We start from the raw sequence: 21,659 nt of genomic DNA, 5'->3' as shown, positions 1-21,659 counted from the left end.
TCTCCACAGCGGGCGGGATTCGAACCCGCGACCCGGAGCTTAAGGGGCTGTAGTTCCTTCGGCATTCGTGCGTGCCGACGTTGAAGCTTTTTCATGCCGAAGCACGAAGTAATGCGAATAGGGTGCCGGCTTATACGACAAGAATGATGGAACGCTTCACCGCGCTGCCACGAGGGCAAGGCGGCGATCCTGCTCTAACCACTGAGCTACCGATGCATTGCGGCATCGAGCGGGGATCGAACCCGCGACCTGGAGCGTGAAAGGCTGTAGTTCCATCGGCATTCGTACACGCCGACATTGAAGGGTGGGAGCAGACGGCAAGGGTTGGACTGACCCTCCGGATTCGAACCGGAGTGAACAACCAATGTAGTCAGGCCGGCATCCGCCTTCTCCCATGAAATCAATTCTCCAGGCCCGGCCGGCCCCATTGCCGGCCGGGCATCACATCGGCGACATCCGTATCGCCCTTAAAGATCCATTGCCGCGATCCGCTCCACCCAACGCGGACGCTGTGCCGACGGCAGGCTGGCATTGGCCAGCAGCTCGAACACCGCGTCGCTGAAGCCGCCTATATGCAGCACGTCTTCGCGCTCAACCGTCTGGCTGCTGGACACCGGCTGCAGGTCGATGCAGACCAGCTGCGCCTGCGGGCAACGCGCCTTCAGCGCGGCCCACTCACGCATGGTTGCGGTCTCACGGTTGCCGCGGGTGTCACGCCAGCTTTCGTTGTCCGACACCAACACCAGCAGATCCACCTGCGCCCGCTTGCGGTTCAAGTAGGCCAGCGGCGCACTTACCGAGGTGCCGCCACCATTGATCGCCAGCTGCCGCGCCAAGGTCATCACGCTGTCACGCGGATTCAACTGCTGCGGATGCACCTCAGTATCGAAGGGCAACACCTGCGCCTGCGGGTGACCGCGCAACACGCAGGCCGCGATCAGGGCCGCCACGTCGACGCAACGCGCCGCCGAGCTTGCTCCCTTGCGATAGCCGGTCACCGGCCACTGCATCGAACCGGAGACATCCACCGCCACCACCACCTTGCCCTGCAATGCCGGCACCGAAGCGGTCGCCACTTCCATCGCGTCCTGCAGCGCGTCCAGGATCGGACGCGGCAGTGCAGCGCCGGCGTGGTATGCCATCAGCAACTGGTAAGGCAGCACCCGCGAACGGGCGATCTGCCGCGGATCACGCAGCTTCGCTGCCACTTCGGCAACCATGGATTCGTCCTCGAACACACCGTGACGGGCAAAGGTGTTCAAGTTCATCCGCAGCTGCTGCCAGGACGAGTTGCGTGCCAGTACCGACCACTGCGCGGCATCCAATGCCAGCGCGCTGTAGTACTGGAACGGCAGGTCCGGCAGCATCCCGCGCGGATCGCGCTTGAACGCTTCGTAGGCACGCAGTTCCGTCGGCAGCAGCGCTTCCTCGTACGGCCGCCCGATCACCCAGGCATACAGCGCCTCACGCGCGGCATCCAACGGCTTGGGGTGGACCATGCGGATCACATCGGCCAGCGACGGCTGGTTGCCGATCGCCGCGCGGATGATCGACCTCGGCGAGGCCTGCTCCAGCCACTGCCGCAGCAAGCGCTTCGGCAACGACCCCAGCGAACGGCGACCTACCCGACCACTGCGCATGATCTGCACGAAGGTACGCAGCATGCGGCCGTTGTCGATCACATGCGGGAAGGCAGCGGCAAATGCCTCGCCATCACGCACGGTCAGCATCGCCAACAGCAGCGCCGGCACGTCCTTCATATGCGCCACGCCGTGGGCATAAGCAGCAGTGCGGGCGATGAAGCCGGCATCGACCTCGTTGCACAGCGCCTGCACCTGCTCCAGCTGTCCATCGGCGCTGGCGTAGAAGGTGCTGTTCAAGCATCCGGTGGCGGCGAACAGGGCCAAGGCCGCACGCGGGTCACGGGCATAGGCCGATCCACCGGCTTCGTTGCGCACCGTCGCCTTCGGCAGCAGCGCGCCACGGAAGGATGCGAACAGGTTTGCGTTGGCCATTTCGTGTCTCCTCGGCGGGAACTGCCCGCCTCTCTCTTGGCCCTATACAACGCAATGGCCGTGCCAACTTTTCGAAATCTAGATCAATTCATTGATTAATAAAGATATTTATCCATTCCCGGAGAAAGATCGCGCGCCCACAACCGGACATTACGTATACTTTCCGCGCGCTATTTATAGGAATGGATATGTCCAAGCGTCAGGTAGTCTTCGGCATGCTCGGCACACAGCTCGACCTTGGCAGCGGCCCCGGTCGCTGGGAGAAATGGCGGCCCACGGTCGCCTTGGGTATGCACGAGGACTTCCAGCCCGATCGCATCGAGCTGATGCTGGACCGGCGCCGCTTCAACCGACTGGCCACGCAGGTACAGGAAGACCTGGCACTGGTATCACCAGCCACCGAGGTTCGCCTGCATGACACCTACCTGATCGATCCGTGGGAGTTCGAGGGCGTATACGCCCGCATGCATGACTTCCTGGCGGCCTACCCGTTCCAGCCGGACGAAGAGGACTACTACGTCCACATCACTACCGGCACCCACGTCACCCAGATCTGCTGGTTCCTGCTGACCGAGAGCCGCCACTTTCCCGGCCGCCTGCTGCAGACCTCGCCACCGCGCAAGCAGGCCAATGGCGACCCTGGCAGCCATGCCGTGATTGACCTGGACCTGTCGCGCTACGACCACATCGCCCAGCGCTTCGCCCAGCAACAGCTGCAGGACCGCGACCTGCTCAAGAGCGGCATCGCCACCCGCAACCCGGCTTTCAACCGGATGATCGAGCAGATCGAAAAAGTGGCCACGCGCTCGCGCGCCCCGATGCTGCTGACCGGCCCCACCGGTGCCGGCAAGAGCCAGCTGGCCAAACGCGTGTTCGAACTGAAGAAGCTCAAGCACCAGTTGCCCGGCCGCTTCGTAGAAGTGAACTGCGCCACCCTGCGTGGCGATGGCGCAATGAGCACCTTGTTCGGCCACACCAAGGGGGCGTATACCGGCGCCAGCAGCGACCGTGCCGGCTTGCTGCGTTCGGCCCATCAAGGCCTGCTATTCCTCGACGAGATCGGCGAACTGGGCGCCGACGAACAAGCCATGCTGCTGCGCGCACTGGAAGAGAAGCGCTTCCTGCCGGTCGGCAGTGACCGAGAAGTGGAAAGTGATTTCCAGCTGATCGCCGGCACCAACCGCGATCTGCAGCACGACGTCCGCCAAGGTCGCTTCCGTGAAGACCTGCTGGCGCGCCTGAACCTGTGGACCTACCAACTGCCCGGCCTGGCCGAACGCAGCGAGGACATCGAACCCAACCTGGAATTCGAACTGGAGCGCTGGTCACGCGAACAGCACGAACGCGTGCGCTTCAACGCCGAGGCACGCAGTCGCTACCTGAGCTTTGCCACCAGCACCGAGGCGGCATGGCGCGGCAACTTCCGCGACCTCGGCGCCAGCGTGGTTCGAATGGCGACGCTGGCCAATGCCGGCCGCATCCAGACCGACGGCGTCGATGAGGAGATCGACCGCCTGCGCACGCAATGGCACGGTGGCGATGACGTTTCACCATTGCAGGCATTGCTGGGCGATGCGACAAACCAGCTTGACCGTTTCGATCGCGTGCAACTTGAGGAAGTGGTGCGCGTCTGCCTCCGCTCGAAAAGCCTGTCTGCCGCCGGCCGCGAACTGTTCGCGGTATCACGTACCCAGCGCGCCAGCACCAATGATGCCGACCGCCTGCGCAAATACCTCGCCAAGTTCGATCTGGATTGGGACCAGCTGAGGAATCACGCAACCCACCTGTAGTGCCGAGCCATGCTCGGCAGCCTTTCGCACAGACAATGGGCACCGACAAACCGCCGGCACCCACAGACGCATCAAATCACAGTCAAATTCGCATACGCCATCACCAACCACTTGCTACCGGCGTCGGCGAACTCGACCTGCACGCGTGCGTGCTGACCGTTGCCTTCGTAGTCGGTGACCATGCCTTCGCCGAACTTCGGGTGATTCACCAACGCACCGAGCTTGATCGGCGGCTTTTCGATGTTGGCGTGGCCGCCCATCGACCGGCTTGCACCAAGCGAGGCGGGGCGCGAGACCTGTACCTTGGGGCGAACTTCGTTGAGCAGCTCGCGCGGGATCTCGCGCAGGAAGCGTGACGGCAGGCTGTAATTGTCCTGGCCATGGATGCGGCGCGATTCGGCATAGCCCAGCACCAGCTTCTGGCGGGCGCGAGTGATGCCGACGTAGGCCAGGCGCCGCTCTTCTTCCAGGCGACCGCTTTCCTCCAGCGAGCGTGCGCTGGGGAACAAACCTTCTTCCATACCGGCCAGGAACACCAGCGGGAATTCCAGGCCCTTGGCCGAGTGCAGCGTCATCAGCTGCACGCCCTCCTCTCCTGCCTGTGCCTGGCCTTCGCCGGCCTCCAGCGAGGCGTAGGACAGGAACGCAACCAGCTCGCTCATGTCCTCGGCCCCCTCTTCGATATCGTCTTCGCGACGCACGAAGCGTGAGGCCACCGAGATCAATTCGTCGAGGTTGTCGGTACGCGATTCCGAATCCAGCGCGTTGCGGCTTTCCTTGCCCCAGTGCTCACGCAAGGCCGAACGCGACAGTACATGGTCGATGCGCTCGGACAGATCCATCTCGCCAGTTTCGGCGGTGATCTGCTGCACCAGATTGATGAAGCCGGCCAAGGCGTTCTTCGCGCGCGAGGTCAGGTCGGTGCCCTGCGTGGCCAGCATCGCCGCTTCCCACAACGGCAGCGCCTGCTGCCGTGCGATGCGCCGCACTTCGTCCAGGGTGCGCTCGCCGATGCCGCGCGTCGGCGTGTTCACCGCGCGCTCGAACGCCGCATCGTCGTTGCGGTTGGTCATCAAGCGCAGGTAAGCCAGCGCGTCCTTGATTTCTGCACGCTCGAAGAAGCGCATGCCACCGTAGACGCGGTACGGCACCTGCTCGCTGAGCAGGGCTTCTTCGAAGGCGCGTGACTGCGCGTTGCTGCGGTAGAGCACGGCGACGTCGCCATAGCTGCCGCCATCACGCACCCACTGTCGTGCACGCTCGACCAGGTAACGCGCCTCGTCCATCTCGTTGTAGGCGGCGAACAGGTCGATCGGATCACCGTTACCGCTATCGGTCCACAACTCCTTGCCGATGCGGTCCGGGTTGTGCGCGATCACCGCATTGGCGGCACCGAGGATGTTGGCGGTGGAACGGTAGTTCTGCTCCAGGCGAATGGTCTGCGCGCCCGGGAAATCCTTGAGGAAGCGCTGCACGTTCTCGACCTTGGCACCGCGCCAGCCATAGATGGCCTGGTCATCGTCACCGACCACGAACACATGCGCACTGTCGCCGGCCAGCACGCGCACGAAGGCGTACTGGATGGCGTTGGTGTCCTGGAACTCGTCGACCAGGATCTCGCGGAAGCGGGCGCGGTAATGCGAAAGCAGCGCCGGGTTGTCGCGCAGCAGTTCATGCGCGCGCAACAGCAGCTCGGCGAAGTCGACCAGACCGGCACGGTCACAGCGCTCCTGGTAGGCCGCATAGGCCTGGCGCAGGGTTTCGCCCCACTGGTCATGCGGTTCGGGCTGGATGTGCTGCGGGCGGCGGCCTTCATCCTTCTGCGTGTTGATCCACCACATCACCTGCTTGGGCGGGTACTTGCTGTCGTCCAGCTCCAGCTGCTGCACCACGCGCTTGATCATGCGCAGCTGGTCGTCCGAATCCATCACCTGGAAGGCTTCGGGCAGCTTGGCGTCGCCCCAGTGCAGGCGCAGCAGGCGATGGGCCAAGCCGTGGAAGGTGCCGATCCACATGCCGCGGCTGCCCTTGCTCAGCTGCAGGTCGATGCGGTGGCGCATTTCGCCGGCCGCCTTGTTGGTGAAGGTGACCGCGAAAATGCCGTGCGCAGGCACGCCACAGACTTCGGTAAGCCAGGCGATGCGATGGATAAGCACGCGCGTCTTGCCGGAACCGGCGCCGGCAAGAATCAGGTGGTGACCAAGAGGCGCGGAAACGGCCTCGCGCTGGGCTGCGTTCAGCCCGTCGAGCAAGTGGGAGACATCCATGCGCCCATTTTACGGGAAGCGGAGCAAGGCTTCCCGTCGGGCAGGGGCCGCCCCTGTAGTGCCGAGCCATGCTCGGCAGGAGCTTTACCGGTAATGCCCCTGCCGAGCATGGCTCGGCACTACCTTGGGATTACTTGGAAGGCCCCTGCCGAGCATGGCTCGGCACTACCGACAGCCTGCCTACAGCGCTTGCTTTGCCGCCGCTGCCGCCTGCCCACGCAATTCAGGAATCGCCAGGCTTTCCCACAGGCTGCCGATACGTAGGCTACCCAAGACCTGTACGCGCGCCTCAACCACGCCATCAGCATCGATCAAGCTGCCGTCCGGCGCTGTATCCAGACCAATCCCATGCGGGCCGGCGCGGCCCACGCCACTGCCCAGCAACTGCTGCAGCAGCGGATTGCGCATCGCCTGTGCACGCATCTCAACGCCGGTGGCGTTGACCACGCACTGCACTTCCAGCTGCAGCGGCTGACGCCAGCGATCCTGGGCGGTCAGACGCACGCAGGCGCCTTCGGCAACGGCGGTTTCCAGGCGACCGCGGTGCAGCTGCAGGCGATCAGCTTTTTGCAGCTCCAGCAGCTGCGCATGCAGCGGCGCGGCGATGCGGTGGCGATGCACGTCCCAGTAACGCACCACATGGCGCAGGAAGCGACGCTGGTCGTCGAATGAAAGGGTTTGCCACAACCGCTGGCCCAGCGGACGGATACGCTCCATCACGCTCTGCCACGGAATATCACGCGTCGCCGCTTCGGCCGCATGACATCGCAGCGCGTGCATGCGCTGGCGCAGATTCATTGCCAGCAACGGTTCCGGATCGTAGTCGGCCGCCGCACCCTTGGCATGCGGCAGCGGCAGCAACGCATGCCGCGACATCACATGGATACGGCCGCGATGACCACTGGCCTGCAGCGTCGCCACACTGTCGGCCATGCTCAGGCCGGAACCAATGATCGCCACGTCGGCGTTGTCGGCAATGCTGTCGAGTGCTGCGTAATCCCAGGCCTCTACGCGCTTGCCGTCGGCCAGACTGCTGGCGCCGCGCGCCGGCAATGGCCGCAGCGCATTGCCCACCGCCAGAATGACCCGCCCAGCCTGCAGCGGCCGGCCCGAATCCAGCGTCAGCAATACGCCTTCGCCGTTGGGCTGCAGCGTCTGTACCCGCGCAGCCAGAATCTCCAATTGCGCAGGACTGGCGTCCACTGCCTGCTGCAGACGTTGGCGCAGGTAGTCGGCGTAGTAACGACGCGACACGAACTGCCCGGCCAGCTGTTCCCGCGAAAGCGCCGGAAAGGCCTGCACTTCACACAGGTAGTCGAGGAAATCCTCGGCTTGTTCAGGAAAACCGCTCATCTTGGCGGTCGGCACGTTCAGTACGTGCTCGTCGCGGGTGGTGGCATAGGCCACGCCACGGGCCAACGGCAGGTTGGGCTCGATCACCAGCAGCCGCAGCGGCTGGCTTGCGCCACGCAGTACACCGATGGCGGCAAGTACGCCGGCGGCGCCACCACCAATGATGGCCAGATCACACAATGCAGGGGTATCAATAACACTCATCTGCCCGATTGTAGGCGATGCAGTACCCCCGCCTGATGCTGCACGGGCATGTATTCATGCTTGCAGGGCGGGAACTTTTTCACAGATCTGAAACACAAAACCCGCCTTTCGGCGGGTTCTGCTTGGAACAGCAGCTCAAACAACCCCGGAGGATTACTTGATCTTGCCTTCCTTGTACATCACGTGCTTACGAACAACCGGATCGTACTTGAGGAATTCCATCTTCCCCGGGGTGTTCTTCTTGTTCTTGTCGGTCGTATAGAAGTGGCCAGTACCGGCCGAGGAAATCATACGGACCTTATCGCGCTTGCCTGCCATGATCGTCTACTCCTCAGACCTTTTCGCCGCGCGCACGCAGCTCAGCCAGAACGGAGTCGATACCGTTCTTGTCGATGGTGCGCAGTGCATGCGCGGAAACACGAAGCTTGATCCAGCGGTTCTCGCTGGCAACCCAGAAACGGCGCTCGTGCAGGTTCGGCAGGAAACGACGACGGGTCTTGTTGTTGGCGTGCGAGACGTTGTTACCCGTCTGCACTCCCTTGCCGGAAACTTGGCATACGCGGGACATTGCGCACCTCGGTAATGTTGATGACTTCCTTAGCCAGGAAGACGGCGGCCCCGGCGGTTACCCGCCACGCGTCATGGGAATCAAAGGGTTACGCTGACAAGGATGACCAGATGACGTGTTCCCGGCCACCGATCCGGAGAATTCCGGACACAGCGAGCCGCGTATTATGCCCAGACCCGACCTTGCTTGCAAATCCAAGTCCGTGCGGGCGGCTTTTCGCCCATTCAGACTGAGCGCAGTTCCCGCCATGCGGCCCGCGCCACCTTCCAGGCCGAGCGCAGGAACAGCAGCAGCAAGGCCACTGCGATCAGCAGATCCGGCCAGCCGGCGCCGAAGGCCCAGACCGCCAACGCGGCCAGGATCACCGCGCCACCCTCGTATACGTCATTCAACGAGCAGGCCCAGGCCGAGGCCAGGTTGATGTCGCCCTGCCGGTACGGCCACAGCAGGCGCAGACAGAACAGATTGGCGGCGAGGTTGAGCAGGGCGGCGATGCCCATGCTTTCGAACAGCGGCAGGTGCGGATGGGCCAGCTTCCAGGCGATGCCTGCAGCGACCGCGATTGCCGCGCACAGGATGAATACCGCCTTGAGCATGGCCACGCGCGCCTTGGCGGCGAGGCTGGCGCCGACCACGGCAAGGCTGAGTGCATAAGTGAGTGCATCGCCGAGGTTGTCCAGGCTGCCGGACAGCAATGAGGCCGAGCCGCTATGCCAAGCGGCGAGCATCATCATCACGAAGGTGATCAGGTTGATCGCCAGCACCTGGTACAGCACGCGGCGCTGCTGCGCCTGCATGCGTTCGACCTGCAGGGTTTTGCCGCAGCAGTCGCTCATGGAGTGGCTCGTCCTTATGCTCTATAGGTTGAAAACACCAATTAAGCTTGATTTTGTAGATTGTGAAAAACACGACAAAAGCAACCCTTAAGACATGGACACCACCGCCACCCGCAAACACATACCACACCGCACAAGTTAGGCTTCCTCAGTGCGAGCCAGCCCATAAGCCGTATCGAGAACATCCCACACCTCGGGCAACTTAGAATATGCAGCCGAGTAATTGACGGTTACAACCGTGCGCTCATACTGTTCAAGCTTCGCACGCCTATAAGTATCACCATACCGCACCCAGAAAGCCCGGAATGACTCGGGATCCAAACCAGCCTCTAGGGATTGCTGAGTTGGCACCGAACCGCCTTCATCGAAGTAGTCACGAGAAAAGCTTGCCAAACAATAGTCAGCAAACGCGAACTTATTCAACTCACTAACCGGGGCGAAACAAACCTCAAAGAGGTAGGTATTCATTACAAGCGAGATGCCTCGCTGATCCTCGCGCCCACTCGCATCAAAATAACCGCACCCGACTCCGCTCCCGGTGGGAGCCAAAGTATTGGACAGTTGATAGACCACGAAGCCAGCAGTCCAGGTTTCGTGCACCGCTACTTCCAAGGTCGACGCACGATAAGACATCTCGCCAGCAGCCTCGACCATAAAGTTTATCCCACTAGAAATGTATCTTTCTCGGAATATCTGAAAAGAACGCTGCGAAATAACCCGGACACCTTCAATCACAAAGTTGGCTTGACGAAACGACAGCTGCCCATTTTCACCATCGAAAGCCAAAGACAGCTGGATGTTGTGCAACTGATTCCCTCTATCAGCACAACATAGGAGGCGAAAAAGCATCAGATCATGGATTCCAAGAGCCCCCCTGTCGAGGGACGTAAGCCTATCAATGATTCCTAATGAATCACCGTCGCCGAGTATAAGATTGCGATACTTGATGGCCAGCGAACCAGCACCCGCATCCGACGCATCAATATCTTCAAAAGCCGAGTTTATTATGATCGCGAGAGAGTACATAACGTCCGACCGCTGCGACGTCCCTCTGCCCGCCCCCCTGCCCGAGTCATAACTTGGAAGAAGACTCACTATCAAATTAATTGCATCCGCTCGATCAGTGCTGCTGAAGCTTCGCACCGCTGCCGCAAAAGAGCCCCAGAATTTAACGTGGGCCGCGCTATCGCCCTTAAGCACCGAGTCATTAAGGGCATCTCTCACTTTAGTGCCCTTTCTAATTCTTTCCAGCAATCCTTCGTAGACGGCCGCTGTGTCGAGAGGATTAGGGACAATAAGCCTTACAATCAAACCAAGGTAGGCAGCCAAGTTCCGCCTCCCATATGAGTTAAAGCAGGCACGATCCTTATTCTGCCCACCATTTGACACACCGCGAATACCAAGCGTATCAACATCAAAAAGCCGATTTATCAAATATTTTGAGTCGCCGTCCAGCCCCTTCACGTACTCTATAAAGTCAGAGTGATTCTCATAACCTACAACACCGGGAGAACTTGCTGGAACTGCCGAAAAAAAACCAGACCTGTTTTCACCCTCACGAGAGTAGATATCCCTAAAAACGCCCGGATGGTTCAGGTGCAATAAAATCAGGTGCACAAGGTCCTGTCGAGAAAAATCAGTCTTATCGAACTCCACTCGCTCCATGCCCATCAACAACATCGCGTTGATGAACCGCTTAATCTTTCTGACATTTCCGACCATTCCTATGTAACTTCCGCCCTCGTCCCCCTCCAGGAGCAACGCCAAGTCGCTAAGTATGGATTGCAAGCCAAACACCCTTTGCGATTGCAAAGAATGTTCAGATGGCAACGAGAGCTTCCAGCCCGTCCTCAAAAATCGCCCAAGATCTTTCAAGTCAACAAACAGCGAAATTTTTGCGTTAACGAACTTCTCCAAATACTCACGGGTTGAACTATCGCTCGAATTGGCGACAATTCGCTCAGTATCGTAAACAAGAATATATGTGATTCTCGTAGCCGACATTGAGCGCCTAACCATGAACAAAACACGCGTGACAGCCTCATAATCAATTCGATCGAGATCATCTATTACGACGATTACACGCCGATTTATCCTAGCAAGCACTCTGTCCACATCATTGACTATCTCATCGATCGTGCTTCCTTGTTCATCAAAGGAAACCCGGAAGCCAGGAATTGAAATGACAGAGTCAGTCTTAAATAACCTCGCATACCTCGACGCGAGTGGGCGCAATTCTGGCGCAAAGAATTCAGACCTGATCCGCCCGGACAGCTCGCGAATGAAAGCCCTCACCATGTCTTTCTCCCCGCCAAACTTCAGCGGCTCAAAACGAAAGACAATAATTTCATCATTATCATCCCAAGTATTTTGTGCCAAATTTATAAAGCTGCTTTTCCCGACACCCCACGGACCATCAAGCCCGAACACCAAAGAGCCTCTCGCACTCTCCATTGCAACTACTCGTGCGAAGTTCTCAGCCTGCTCATGGTTCTGGAGAATATCATCCTTAGCGTCATCTATTTCCTGATCTGACAGGAAGGACTGCGCCCCTAACTCTGAAACCGCTCTAGCGGGCGCGCCCCTAACAATACTAGAGCCAAGCGCAGTGCAACCTATAGCGAGAAATAGTGCGGCCCAGTAGCACTCAACGTTGCCAAGTAACGCAATAAAATAAGCACCTTCAGATATATACGCCGCGATTAAAGATCCGCAAGCGGCTGCGACGACCAAGTCAAAGCGCAGACTCTTGGTCATGCACTTAAATTCATTAATGGCACGTCTATCTATAATATACATAACTACAATGAAAGTTGCGCTCACGATTAGCATAGTCGCGAGCACAACATTCTCGTCATAGTATGCCACCTGCATTCGAGAGCCCACATCGAACGAGACCAGAACAACTAACGCGGCTATTAGGCCAGCAAATATAGCCCTCGCCACCGGCTCGATGTCGATCATCTTTGCATTCGCATTTTTCGGTTCCATCCAAATACTCATCGACTTTCATGACACCCAACTATGGCAAGTCAGGCAGTTGCTATCAATAGCCGGCAGAAATTGAGCAGGCAAGCTTGCGCAAATCAGGCAAGGAAGTAGCGCTTCCAACTCAATCCACCGCGACCAAGATGGCGATCGCTAGGTTGTCACTTCATTCTACTGCCCTTGTTCGAGCTAATATGAAGGAATGGCGTTGATTGAGAGCCACCAAAACGGGGGCTACTAAGCTTGAATGAGCACTACTCGAACATGCTAAATAATTCTGTTTAAAAGGCCAAGGGCCCACACTTTAGACAGGCTATTAGATGCGATCACGATTGTTGATTGAAGCCCCTTTCCCGTGCGGAGAGGGGCTTCAAGAGGTGCAAGAGCTACTAACCAAGCAGCATTACTTTCCGCTCCGATGCAGCCAGCGGTACAGCACCGGCAACACAAGCAAGGTCAGCAGCGTCGAGGACACGATGCCGCCGATCACCACCGTTGCCAGCGGCCGCTGCACTTCCGAACCAGCACCGACGTTGAAGGCCATCGGCACGAAGCCCAGCGATGCCACCAAGGCGGTCATCAGCACAGGCCGCAAGCGGCCTAGCGCGCCTTCGCGTACAGCCACATCCAGGCTACGGCCTTGTTCGCGCAGGTGACGGATGAAGCTGATCATCACCAGCCCATTCAGCACCGCAACACCGGACAACGCGATGAAACCAACACCAGCCGAGATCGACAAAGGAATGCCCCGCGTCGCCAGCGCCAACACACCACCCGTCAGCGCCAATGGCACACCGCTGAATACGATGCCGGCATCACGCACCGAGCCAAACGCCCAGAACAACAACGCAAAGATCAACAACAAGGTCACCGGCACCACCACCGCCAGACGTTGGCTGGCCGAGATCAGCTGCTCGAAGCTGCCGCCGTATTCCACCCAGTAACCCGCCGGCACCTTCACCTGCGCATCGATGGCCTGCTGCAGCTCACTGACGAAGCCACCCAGATCACGATCGCGCACATTGGCGGTGATCACGATGCGGCGCTTGCCGTTGTCGCGATTGATCTGGTTTGGGCCTTCACTGCTTTCGATGCTCGCCAATTCACGCAACGGAACCGTGCGCGCATCGCCGCTGCGCCAGCCACCCGCGCGGCTGGATTCATCCGCGCTGTCCTGTGCCAAGGCTGGTTCCAGTGACACCGGCAGATCGGCCAGTGCCGCCGGGTCCTGACGGATGTTTTCCGGCAGGCGCACGACGATGTCGAAACGACGATCACCTTCGAACAACTGCCCGGCCACACGACCACCCACCGCGGTGGAAACGGTGGACTGCAGCTGGCCGGGATTAAGCCCGTAACCCGCCAATGCCGCGCGGTTTGGGGTAACCGTCAGCAGTGGCAGACCACTGGTCTCCTCCAGCCGTACATCGGCTGCACCCGGCACTTTGTTGGCGACCGCGACGATGCGCTGGCCAACTTGTGCCAAGGTCTCCATATCGTCGCCGAACAGCATCACCGCCACGTCGGCACGCACGCCCGAGATCAACTCGTTCATGCGCATCTGGATCGGCTGGGTGAACTCGTAGTTGTTGCCCGGCAGCTCCTCCATCGCTGCTTCCAGTTCGGTCAACAACTGCGCGCGTGGTTTGCGTGGATCCGGCCACTGTTTGCGCGGCTTCATCATGATGAAGGTGTCCGCGACCGAGGGCGGCATCGGGTCGGAGGCGACTTCCGGCGTGCCGATCTTGGAGAACACCTTCTCCACTTCCGGCAGCTGTTGCAGGCGTGCTTCCACCTGCTTCTGCATGTTCACCGATTGGGTGAGGCTGGTGCCCGGAATGCGCATCGCGTGCATTGCGACATCGCCCTCATCGAGATTGGGCACGAACTCGCTGCCCAAGCGCGTTGCCAACAAGCCACAAGCAACCACCAGCACCAAGGCACCGGCAACCACCAGACGCCCGCGCCGCATCACCCAAGCCAGCAGCGGCTCATAGCGTGCGCGCAGCCACGCCATCAAGCGATTTTCCTTCTCTTCCACGCGGCCGCCGAGGAACATCGCGATTGCCGCTGGAACGAAGGTCAGCGACAGCAGCATCGCGCCGCTCAGTGCGAGCACCACGGTAATCGCCATCGGGTGGAACATTTTCCCTTCGACACCGGTCAGCGCGAAGATCGGCAGATAGACTGCGGTGATGATGCCGAGGCCGAACAGGCTGGGTCGGATGACTTCTGCAGTGGCACTGGCGGTTTCGGCGAAGCGCTCCTCGCGGGTCATCGCACGGCCCAGCGCGTGCGTGCGTTCGCCGAAGCGACGCAGGCAGTTCTCGATGATGATCACCGCGCCATCGACAATCAGGCCGAAGTCCAATGCGCCAAGGCTCATCAGGTTGGCAGAGACGCCGCCACGTGCCATACCGGTCAGCGTGAACAGCATCGCCAATGGAATCACCGCCGCGGTAATCAGCGCCGCTCGGAAGTTGCCCAGCAACAGGAACAACACCACGATCACCAGCAGCGCGCCTTCCAGCAGGTTCTTTGCAACCGTTCCGATGGTGCGATCAACCAGCGCGGTGCGGTCATAGCTGGCGGTAACGGTGACGCCTTCGGGCAGGCTGCGCTGCGCCTGTTCCAGCTTGGCCGCAGCGGCCTGCGCCACCTCGCGGCTATTTGCCCCGACCAGCATCACCACCGTCCCCATCACCACTTCGTGGCCGTTCTGGGTGGCGGCACCGCTGCGCAGTTCCGGCCCCTCGGCCACGTCAGCTACGTCATGCACGTGGATGGGCACGCCTTCGCGGCGGGCCAGCACGATGTTGCCGATTTCCTCCAGCCCGGCCACCTGCCCTGGCACACGTACCAGGAACTGCTGGCCGTTGCGCTCGATGTAACCGGCACCGATGTTCTGGTTATTGCCTTCCACTGCTTCGGCTACGTCATCCAGGGTGAAGCCGAGTGCACGCAGCTTGGCCGGATCCGGGGTGATATGGATCTGCCGTTGATAGCCACCAATCGTGTTGACCTCGGTGACGCCCGGCACATTGCGCAGCTGCGGCCGTACCACCCAGTCCTGCAAGGTACGCAGGTCGGTGGCGGTATACGGCGAACCATCGGGTTTGCGCGCCTTGGGATCGGCGTCGATGGTGTACATGAAGATTTCGCCAAGACCGGTGGCGATTGGCCCCAACTGCGGGTCCAGTCCTTCCGGCAACTGCGACTTCACCTGCTGCAGGCGTTCGGCGACCTGTTGGCGGGCGAAGTACAGGTCGGTGCCATCCTTGAACACCACCGTCACCTGCGACAGGCCGTAGCGCGACAAGGAACGCACCTGTTCGAGCTTGGGCAGGCCAGCCATCACCGTTTCCACCGGATAGGTGATGCGTTGTTCCGTCTCCAGCGGTGAGTAGCCATCGGCGGCGGTGTTGATCTGCACCTGTACGTTGGTGATGTCGGGCGTTGCATCAATGGACAGGCGGGTGAAGCTCCAGCTGCCGATCGCGATCAACGCGAAGGTAAGCACCATCATCATCCAACGATGGGCGATGGCACTGCGGATGATGCGCTCAAGCATGGCGGCGCCCTCCGCGTTGCTTGCGGCATTGATCAATGTTCATGCGCGGCCCCCGCCTTGCCGATATCGGCCTTGACCACATAGCTCTGCTCGACCACGACCTGCTCGCCAACGCGCAGGCCGTCCTTGATCTCGACCTTGCCTGCATCGCGTGCGCCCAAGACCACCGGACGCGCGGTATAGCTGTCGCCATCACGCACGAACACCACATCGCTGCCTTCCATGGTCTGCAGTGCGGAAAGCGGTACCACAACCGCTGCAGGCTGCATCGCCACCACGATGCGTGCCTTCACCGCGGCGCCGGGCCGCCACAGGCCATCGTCATTGCGCACGCTGGCGCGGGCCACGGTGCTCTGGCTTGCGGTGGCGGTGCCTGGCAGCACGCGTTCCAGCGTGGTGGTCTGGCTGACACCATCGGTCATACGCGTCACCGTCACCGGTACGCCGGCGGTGATGTGCTGGGTGTCCTTGCCGAAGATATGCAGATCCACCCACAACTCGGACAGGTCGCCGATTTCAAACAGCGGCGCGCCCTCGCCCGCCACCGCGCCCACCTGCGCCTGCCGCGACAACACCACGCCGCTGATCGGCGCGCTGACGCTGTAGGTGGTCAGGCTGAGATTGCTGTCGATGCTGGCCAGGGTCTGGCCGGCGCTGACGCGGTCACCCACATTGGCCCGCAACGTGCGCACCGGCCCGGGGAAGCGTGCCGTCACCTGGGCGACGCGACCGTCCACCGGCGTCAACAAACCCTGCACTTCGTGCTCATCGGCGATGGTTCCGGCCTGCACGGCAGCGCTGCGGATGCCGGCCTGCTCGGCCATCGCGGCCTTGATGGTGGTTCTTTCAGCTTCGGCCTCCTCGCCCTCTTCGTGGGCGTGGCCCGCTGCTTCACCACCCTTCTCTTCGTCATGGCCGTGGCCAGCTTCTTCCGCGGCGCCCGCGCCGGCTTCAGCTGCCGGCTTTGCACCGCAGCCGACCAGCAACAAACTCATTGCCAGCACGCCGGCAGCTACAACATTCATCGGACGGCTCATCGGGCGTTCTCCACGGCAACGGTTGCATCGGTGGCCAGCATTCCCTGGCCGGTAAGACGCTGGATTTCTATCAGCGCGGTTTGTGCGGCGATGGCCGCATCCAACTGGCGCTGACGCGCCTCGATGCGCATGGCCTGCAGCTGTGCCCACTCCATGTAGCTGGCGGCACCGGCGCGCCAGGCGCGTTCGGCGGCACGTTCGGCCTTCTGCAGCTGCGGCAGAACATCGGCCTGCATGCGCTGCACTTCCAGACGCGCGGTGACATAGCGGCCGTGTGCTTCGGCCAGGGTGGCGTACAGCTGTTGCTGGCGGGCCTGGCGTTGATACGGCAGCAGGGCGAGATCAGCCTCGGCCTCGCGGATTTCCGGCGCGGCGCGGCGGGCGCTGCCCAGCGGAATGCTGAAGCCGCCGACCAGTGAGGTGGCGTTATCGGCGCGGCTATTGCGCACGCCCACCTGCCAGCTCCAGTCCGGACGACTGCGCGTGCGCACCAACTGCAGCTGTGCTTCGCGGATACGTTGCTCGCCGAGCAGTTCGGCCAACTCCGGTGCGCGTTGCAGATCATCATTGAGCAACGCGAAATCGCGCAGTGCCGGCAGCTGCAGTGCGTTGCCACTCACCGCTTTGAAATCAGGTGAGCGTGCGCCCCACAACGCAACCAGCGACAGCCGCGCTGCGCTGGCTTCTTCGACCGCGCGGTCGCGGTCCAGTTCGGCCTGCGCCAGCATTGCCTGCGCGGTGAACAGCACCGATTCCGGCGAGGCGCCGGCCTGCAGCCGCAGACGTGCGGCATCGACCGCGCGGCGACGCTGTTCGATATCGGTGTTGGCGATCTGCAATGCCGACTGTGCTTGCGCTACGGCGAGATAACGACGCGCGGTCTCTGCAAGCAGATCGAGTCTGGCGGTGGCGCGTTGCGGTGCCAAGGCATCGATATTGGCCTGGGCCAGCATGCGGCGGGCGTCGAGCTTGTCGCCGCGCTCCAGTACGCCGGACAGGCTGACCGTGGCTTCGGCGCCCTGCATGCCGCGGGTATCACCGCTGCCGAGCAGGTTTTCCAGCTCCACGCCCAACTGCATCGGCGGGCGCAGCAAAGCTGCATCGCGGCGGGCTTCAAGTACGGGACGCTGCGCATCGATCAGGCGCAGTTCGGGGTGATCAAGTGCAACGCGGACGATGGCATCGTCCAGCGTCAACGGCACAGCAGACGCCGGCGCCTGCGCATACGCGCGCGGCACCAGCGCAAAGGCGACAACAGCCGCCAGGCGCATCCACATGGGTTTCTCCAGATAGCAGGTTCAGACGTGGGGGCCGGCCAAGGGGCCGGGACGTCAGACGGCTATCGGGGGGCGGAACAGACTCTCGGTCGGGTGCGAGACCCGTTGCGTGCCAAGTATGGCGACGGCCTGCTGTGCAGGCGGCGATGCCACGATCCAGGCCGGGGTAACGGTGGGCAGTACGCCGCCGTGGCCGTGGCAGTCCACGCAATGCACCAAGGCATGCAGCAGCGCGTTGGCGCTGTCCTCTGCATCTGGGGCCATGACCAGCTTGCTGTCGTCGTGCTCGTGCACGTCAGCACCGATGTCGGTATGCGCCAGCATATGGATGTCGGTCAGTGCTGCGGCCAGCGAAGTGCCGAATACGCCAATGCCGACCAGCGCCAGCATCAGCAGGCGTAGCAGGTGGAGGCGGCGGTGGCGCAGGGCGTGCAGCATCGGCGCAGGTTAGCCGGTGCTGGGTGGGTTACACAATCGCAAGAGCGGCTTTGTGGTTCAGGTGAGGCTTCGGGCGCTCTTTTGGTGCGATTGCGTCTGCGGCCCCCCCCCTCTCCCGCAAGGAAATGGGGCTGTAGTGCCGAGCCATGCTCGGCAGAGGCTTCACTGGTAACGCCCTGCCGAGCATGGCTCGGCACTACAAGGTTGCTGCGGCGTGAGCCGCGATGCCATTGCTGCATCAGCCGGCCCAAAGCCCCCCTCCCCTGCGCGTTGCGCAAGGGAGGGAGCAGAGCACTCACTTCGCTGCTTTGCGCTCGGCGATGTAGGCCTGGATCTGCTGCTCCAGTACCGGCAGCGGTACCGAGCCTTGCTTGAGCACGGCGTCGTGGAAGCCCTTGATGTCGAACTTGTCGCCCAGTTCCTTCTCGGCCTGTGCGCGCAGTTTGACGATGGTGATCTCGCCCAGCTTGTAGCTCAGCGCCTGCGCCGGCCAGGAAATGTAGCGATCCACTTCGGTGGTGACTTCGTGCTCGCTCAGCGCGGTGTGATCACGCAGGTAAGCGATCGCGCGGTCGCGGTCCCAGCCGTAGTGGTGCACACCGGTGTCGATCACCAGGCGGCAGGCGCGCCACATTTCATAGGTCAGGCGGCCGAAGTCTTCGTACGGGGTCTGGTAGATGCCCATGTCGACGCCGAGCTTCTCGGTGTACAGGCCCCAACCTTCGCCATAGGCCGAGATATAGGCGGTGCGGCGGAACTCGGGCTGGCCGGTCTGCTCGGCGGCGAGTGCGCCCTGCAGGGCGTGGCCCGGGTCGGACTCGTGCAGCGTGAGTGCCGGCAGGTTGTACAGCGGCCGAGCCGGCAGGTTGTAGGTGTTGAGCCAGTAGGTGCCCATGCCACCACGGCCAGCGGTCCAGAACGGCGCGATATCCGGCGGCACCGGCACGATGGTGAAGCGCGCCCGCGGCAAGGTCATGAACTTGCCGATCACGCCGTCAACGCGCTTGGAAATCCATGCCGCGCGCCACAGCAGTTCGTCCGGCGTCTTGGCGTAGAACTGCGGGTCGGTACGCAGGAATTCGAGGAAGTCGGCGAAGCGGGTCTGCTCGCTCTTACCCTTGAAGCCCACCTTGTCGATGATGGCGTTCATTTCCTGCTGGATGCGGTTCACCTCGGCCAGGCCCTGCGCATGGATCTGCTGCGGGCTCAGGTCCAGCGTGGTGTATTCGCGGATCTGCTGGCGGTAGAACTCCTTGCCGCCCGGCATTTTCTCGGCGGCCAGGGTGGTACGCGACTGCGGCACGTATTCCTGACGGTAGAAGGTCAGCAGCTTGCCGAAGGCCGGCACCACGCTGCCGCTGATGGCCTGCTTGGCCTCGGCCTGCAGCTTGGCCTGCTCGGCGGCGGGAATGCTGTTGGGCAGCTTCTTCAACGGCTCGTACAGCGGCGACTCGGTCGGGTCCTTCAACTCGGCCACGGTCGAGATGGAGACATCACGACCTTCCAGCACCGCGCGCGGCACGCTGAAGCCACGGGCAAGACCGGCGCGCATATTGACCATCTGCTGGTCGAAGTAACGCGGCACATCGTTCAAGCGCGCGATGTAGTTGCGGTAGTCGTCCGCGGTCTTCATCTCGCGGCGGGCCATGAAGCTGAGGTTGGACCAGAACGAGGAGTCCGAATTGAACGGCATCTCGTAGCTGCCCAGCCGCACTTCATCGGCCAGGCTTTCAACCTGGTAGTGATAGATGGCGTAGTTGATCTGGTTTTCGGCCGAGAGCTTGCTCGGGTCGATGGCCTTGAGTTTGCCCAGCACCTCGTCCCATACCTTCAAGCGTGCCTGCTGTGCGGCGGCACTGACGTCAGGCAGGCGCGTGCTGTTGGCCGGGGCGTCGCTGTCTTCGCTGGCTTCGCCGCCACCGGTCTGGCGCCAGGCCCATTCCTTCTCGTAGATGGCCTTGAACTGGTCATCCAGCGACTGGGTGGCCAGCGTGGCCGGGGCCGACGGTGCGGCGGCGAAGGCCGGGGTGGCACTCAGGCCAAGGGTGAGCAGCAGCGCAACGGTCAACGGCGATTTCACGATCGGTATTCCCCAGGTGGTTCATTCACCCCGATCATCGCATTGAAGCCGCCGCCCGACCTAGACGGATTCGGGCGGCAAACCGCCGGATTTGGGCATAGTCGCCCGCTCAGTGACCGGCTTTGTCGCGCTGCCAGCCGCGGTGCTTGATGTCCAAGCGCAGGCTGTAGAGTGCGGTGAATGCCGGGAACAGGTTCTGCACCACACCCACCGCGTCCTGCTTGGACGAGAACAGGAAGTAGCTCAGCGTCATCAGGCTGCCGAGCACGCTCATGTACCAGAACAGGCGCGGGATCACCGGTTTGCCGGCACGCCGCGAGGCCACGAACTGCACCAGCCAACGGCCGCCGAACATCAATGCACCGGTCAGGCCGATCAGCTTCCACGGCGACATGTGCAGGCCGGTCCACTCCAGCCACACCAGCGGTTGGTTCATGAAATCCATGCTCAGACCTCTTCCACCGCAGTGCGCTTGGAACGGGTGATCAGCCAGGCCACGCCACGCAGGTCGCGGATGCCGACCAGGGCACGGCCGAGGTTGTTGTACTTGGACACGCCGGCGGTGCGATGGCGGTGGTTGACCGGCACGCTGACCGTCTTCCAGCCCGCACGCTGCATCAGCGCCGGCAGGTAACGGTGCATGTGGTCGAAGTACGGCAAGTCGAGGAAGGCGGCGCGCTCGAACAGCTTGATGCCACAGCCGGTATCCGGGGTGTCATCGCGCAGCATGCGGGCGCGGATGGCGTTGGCCCACTTGCTGGCCCAGCGCTTGCTGCCCGAGTCCTGGCGATTGACGCGCCAGCCGGCGAACAGCCGTACCTGCGCTTCGGCGCCGTTGCGGGCTGCCAACAGCTTGGGAATATCGGCTGGGTCGTTCTGGCCGTCGCCGTCCAGGGTTGCGATCCACGGTGCGCGTGCGGCCTTGACGCCGGTGCGCACGGCCGTGCTCTGCCCGCTCTGGCTGACGTGATGCAGCACCCGCAGTTCCGGGTTGGCGGTTTTCAGCGCCTGCAGTACCTGCAGGCTGTCGTCCTTGGAGTTGTCGTCGACGTAGACGATCTCGAAATCGATCTGGCCGCGCAGCGCGGCGGTGATTTCATTGACCAGCGGGGTGACGTTGTCGCGTTCGTTGAAGACGGGAACAACCACTGAGAGGCTGGGCTGGTTCATTGCTGATTCCGCAGGTTGTGCATTTGAAGAAAGGTCACGCATTTTCCAAAACTCAACTTAGCGGA

Annotated in this window: 15 protein-coding genes; 1 reads left to right on the top strand and 14 read right to left on the bottom strand. The window is 61.7% G+C overall.

The genetic code is table 11. The features are described 5' to 3' along the window. Positions 1 to 467 precede the first annotated feature (467 nt). The gene (locus tag ACVOLR_RS06910; RefSeq protein WP_481535785.1) at positions 468 to 2,015 is read right to left on the bottom strand and encodes a vWA domain-containing protein; all 1,548 of its coding nucleotides are present in this window, start codon (positions 2,013 to 2,015) and stop codon (positions 468 to 470) included. Between the two features lie 188 nt (positions 2,016 to 2,203). Between ACVOLR_RS06910 and rtcR the strand changes: the two genes are divergently transcribed. Further along, positions 2,204 to 3,805 carry an RNA repair transcriptional activator RtcR gene (rtcR, locus tag ACVOLR_RS06905; protein WP_481535784.1) on the top strand — a complete coding sequence of 534 codons (1,602 nt, stop codon included), beginning with the start codon at positions 2,204 to 2,206 and terminating at the stop codon, positions 3,803 to 3,805. A gap of 71 nt (positions 3,806 to 3,876) precedes the next feature. On the opposite strand, the gene uvrD is transcribed toward rtcR, so the two are convergent. The 13 genes from uvrD to ACVOLR_RS06840 form a co-directional block, all read right to left on the bottom strand. Further along, positions 3,877 to 6,072, bottom strand: coding sequence for a DNA helicase II (uvrD, locus tag ACVOLR_RS06900; protein ID WP_481535783.1), 2,196 nt, complete (start codon positions 6,070 to 6,072; stop codon positions 3,877 to 3,879). 180 nt (positions 6,073 to 6,252) lie between these two features. Continuing rightward, on the bottom strand, positions 6,253 to 7,629 hold the full coding sequence (locus ACVOLR_RS06895; protein ID WP_481535782.1) for an FAD/NAD(P)-binding protein: 1,377 nt from the start codon (positions 7,627 to 7,629) through the stop codon (positions 6,253 to 6,255). A 153-nt stretch (positions 7,630 to 7,782) separates the two neighbouring features. Further along, positions 7,783 to 7,950 carry a 50S ribosomal protein L33 gene (rpmG, locus tag ACVOLR_RS06890; RefSeq protein ID WP_172675037.1) on the bottom strand — a complete coding sequence of 56 codons (168 nt, stop codon included), beginning with the start codon at positions 7,948 to 7,950 and terminating at the stop codon, positions 7,783 to 7,785. Positions 7,951 to 7,960: 10 nt separating this feature from the next. Further along, a complete protein-coding gene (rpmB, locus tag ACVOLR_RS06885; RefSeq protein ID WP_431595526.1) occupies positions 7,961 to 8,197 on the bottom strand; it encodes a 50S ribosomal protein L28 in 237 nt (78 codons plus the stop codon). 224 nt (positions 8,198 to 8,421) lie between these two features. Next, a complete protein-coding gene (locus ACVOLR_RS06880; RefSeq protein ID WP_481535781.1) occupies positions 8,422 to 9,033 on the bottom strand; it encodes a cation efflux transmembrane domain-containing protein in 612 nt (203 codons plus the stop codon). Between the two features lie 138 nt (positions 9,034 to 9,171). Beyond that, positions 9,172 to 12,036: a P-loop NTPase fold protein gene (locus ACVOLR_RS06875; protein WP_481535780.1), complete on the bottom strand. Its 2,865-nt coding sequence runs from the start codon at positions 12,034 to 12,036 to the stop codon at positions 9,172 to 9,174. A 388-nt stretch (positions 12,037 to 12,424) separates the two neighbouring features. Further along, positions 12,425 to 15,592 (bottom strand): efflux RND transporter permease subunit, encoded by a 3,168-nt coding sequence (locus ACVOLR_RS06870; protein WP_481535779.1) that lies wholly within the window; start codon positions 15,590 to 15,592, stop codon positions 12,425 to 12,427. Between the two features lie 32 nt (positions 15,593 to 15,624). Next, positions 15,625 to 16,629: an efflux RND transporter periplasmic adaptor subunit gene (locus ACVOLR_RS06865; RefSeq protein WP_481535778.1), complete on the bottom strand. Its 1,005-nt coding sequence runs from the start codon at positions 16,627 to 16,629 to the stop codon at positions 15,625 to 15,627. Further along, the gene (locus ACVOLR_RS06860; RefSeq protein WP_481535777.1) at positions 16,626 to 17,906 is read right to left on the bottom strand and encodes a TolC family protein; all 1,281 of its coding nucleotides are present in this window, start codon (positions 17,904 to 17,906) and stop codon (positions 16,626 to 16,628) included. Before ACVOLR_RS06860 ends, ACVOLR_RS06865 begins: the two co-directional genes overlap by 4 nt. Positions 17,907 to 17,960: 54 nt before the next feature. Next, a complete protein-coding gene (locus tag ACVOLR_RS06855) occupies positions 17,961 to 18,344 on the bottom strand; it encodes a hypothetical protein (protein WP_481535776.1) in 384 nt (127 codons plus the stop codon). Positions 18,345 to 18,639: 295 nt separating this feature from the next. Further along, entirely contained in the window at positions 18,640 to 20,424 is a 1,785-nt protein-coding gene (locus ACVOLR_RS06850; RefSeq protein WP_481535775.1) for a DUF885 domain-containing protein, read from the bottom strand. 109 nt (positions 20,425 to 20,533) lie between these two features. After that, entirely contained in the window at positions 20,534 to 20,869 is a 336-nt protein-coding gene (locus ACVOLR_RS06845; protein ID WP_481512806.1) for a lipid-A-disaccharide synthase N-terminal domain-containing protein, read from the bottom strand. Positions 20,870 to 20,871: 2 nt separating this feature from the next. Next, the gene (locus tag ACVOLR_RS06840) at positions 20,872 to 21,594 is read right to left on the bottom strand and encodes a glycosyltransferase family 2 protein (RefSeq protein WP_481531946.1); all 723 of its coding nucleotides are present in this window, start codon (positions 21,592 to 21,594) and stop codon (positions 20,872 to 20,874) included. Positions 21,595 to 21,659 lie beyond the last annotated feature (65 nt).

It is taken from the genome of Stenotrophomonas sp. STEN030, assembly GCF_056759995.1.
The sequence above is the reverse complement of the archived record's forward strand: the minus strand, read 5'-3'. Positions and strand labels throughout refer to the sequence as shown.

Bases quoted from the DNA above. Each gene is read 5' to 3' on its own strand.
- ACVOLR_RS06880 (WP_481535781.1), bottom strand. From the start codon at position 9,033: ATGAGCGACTGCTGCGGCAAAACCCTGCAGGTCGAACGCATGCAGGCG.
- ACVOLR_RS06870 (WP_481535779.1), bottom strand. From the start codon at position 15,592: ATGCTTGAGCGCATCATCCGCAGTGCCATCGCCCATCGTTGGATGATG.
- ACVOLR_RS06855 (WP_481535776.1), bottom strand. From the start codon at position 18,344: ATGCTGCACGCCCTGCGCCACCGCCGCCTCCACCTGCTACGCCTGCTG.
- uvrD (WP_481535783.1), bottom strand. From the start codon at position 6,072: ATGGATGTCTCCCACTTGCTCGACGGGCTGAACGCAGCCCAGCGCGAG.
- ACVOLR_RS06895 (WP_481535782.1), bottom strand. From the start codon at position 7,629: ATGAGTGTTATTGATACCCCTGCATTGTGTGATCTGGCCATCATTGGT.
- rpmB (WP_431595526.1), bottom strand. From the start codon at position 8,197: ATGTCCCGCGTATGCCAAGTTTCCGGCAAGGGAGTGCAGACGGGTAAC.
- ACVOLR_RS06845 (WP_481512806.1), bottom strand. From the start codon at position 20,869: ATGGATTTCATGAACCAACCGCTGGTGTGGCTGGAGTGGACCGGCCTG.
- ACVOLR_RS06875 (WP_481535780.1), bottom strand. From the start codon at position 12,036: ATGAGTATTTGGATGGAACCGAAAAATGCGAATGCAAAGATGATCGAC.
- rtcR (WP_481535784.1), top strand. From the start codon at position 2,204: ATGTCCAAGCGTCAGGTAGTCTTCGGCATGCTCGGCACACAGCTCGAC.
- ACVOLR_RS06860 (WP_481535777.1), bottom strand. From the start codon at position 17,906: ATGTGGATGCGCCTGGCGGCTGTTGTCGCCTTTGCGCTGGTGCCGCGC.
- ACVOLR_RS06865 (WP_481535778.1), bottom strand. From the start codon at position 16,629: ATGAGCCGTCCGATGAATGTTGTAGCTGCCGGCGTGCTGGCAATGAGT.
- ACVOLR_RS06840 (WP_481531946.1), bottom strand. From the start codon at position 21,594: ATGAACCAGCCCAGCCTCTCAGTGGTTGTTCCCGTCTTCAACGAACGC.
- ACVOLR_RS06910 (WP_481535785.1), bottom strand. From the start codon at position 2,015: ATGGCCAACGCAAACCTGTTCGCATCCTTCCGTGGCGCGCTGCTGCCG.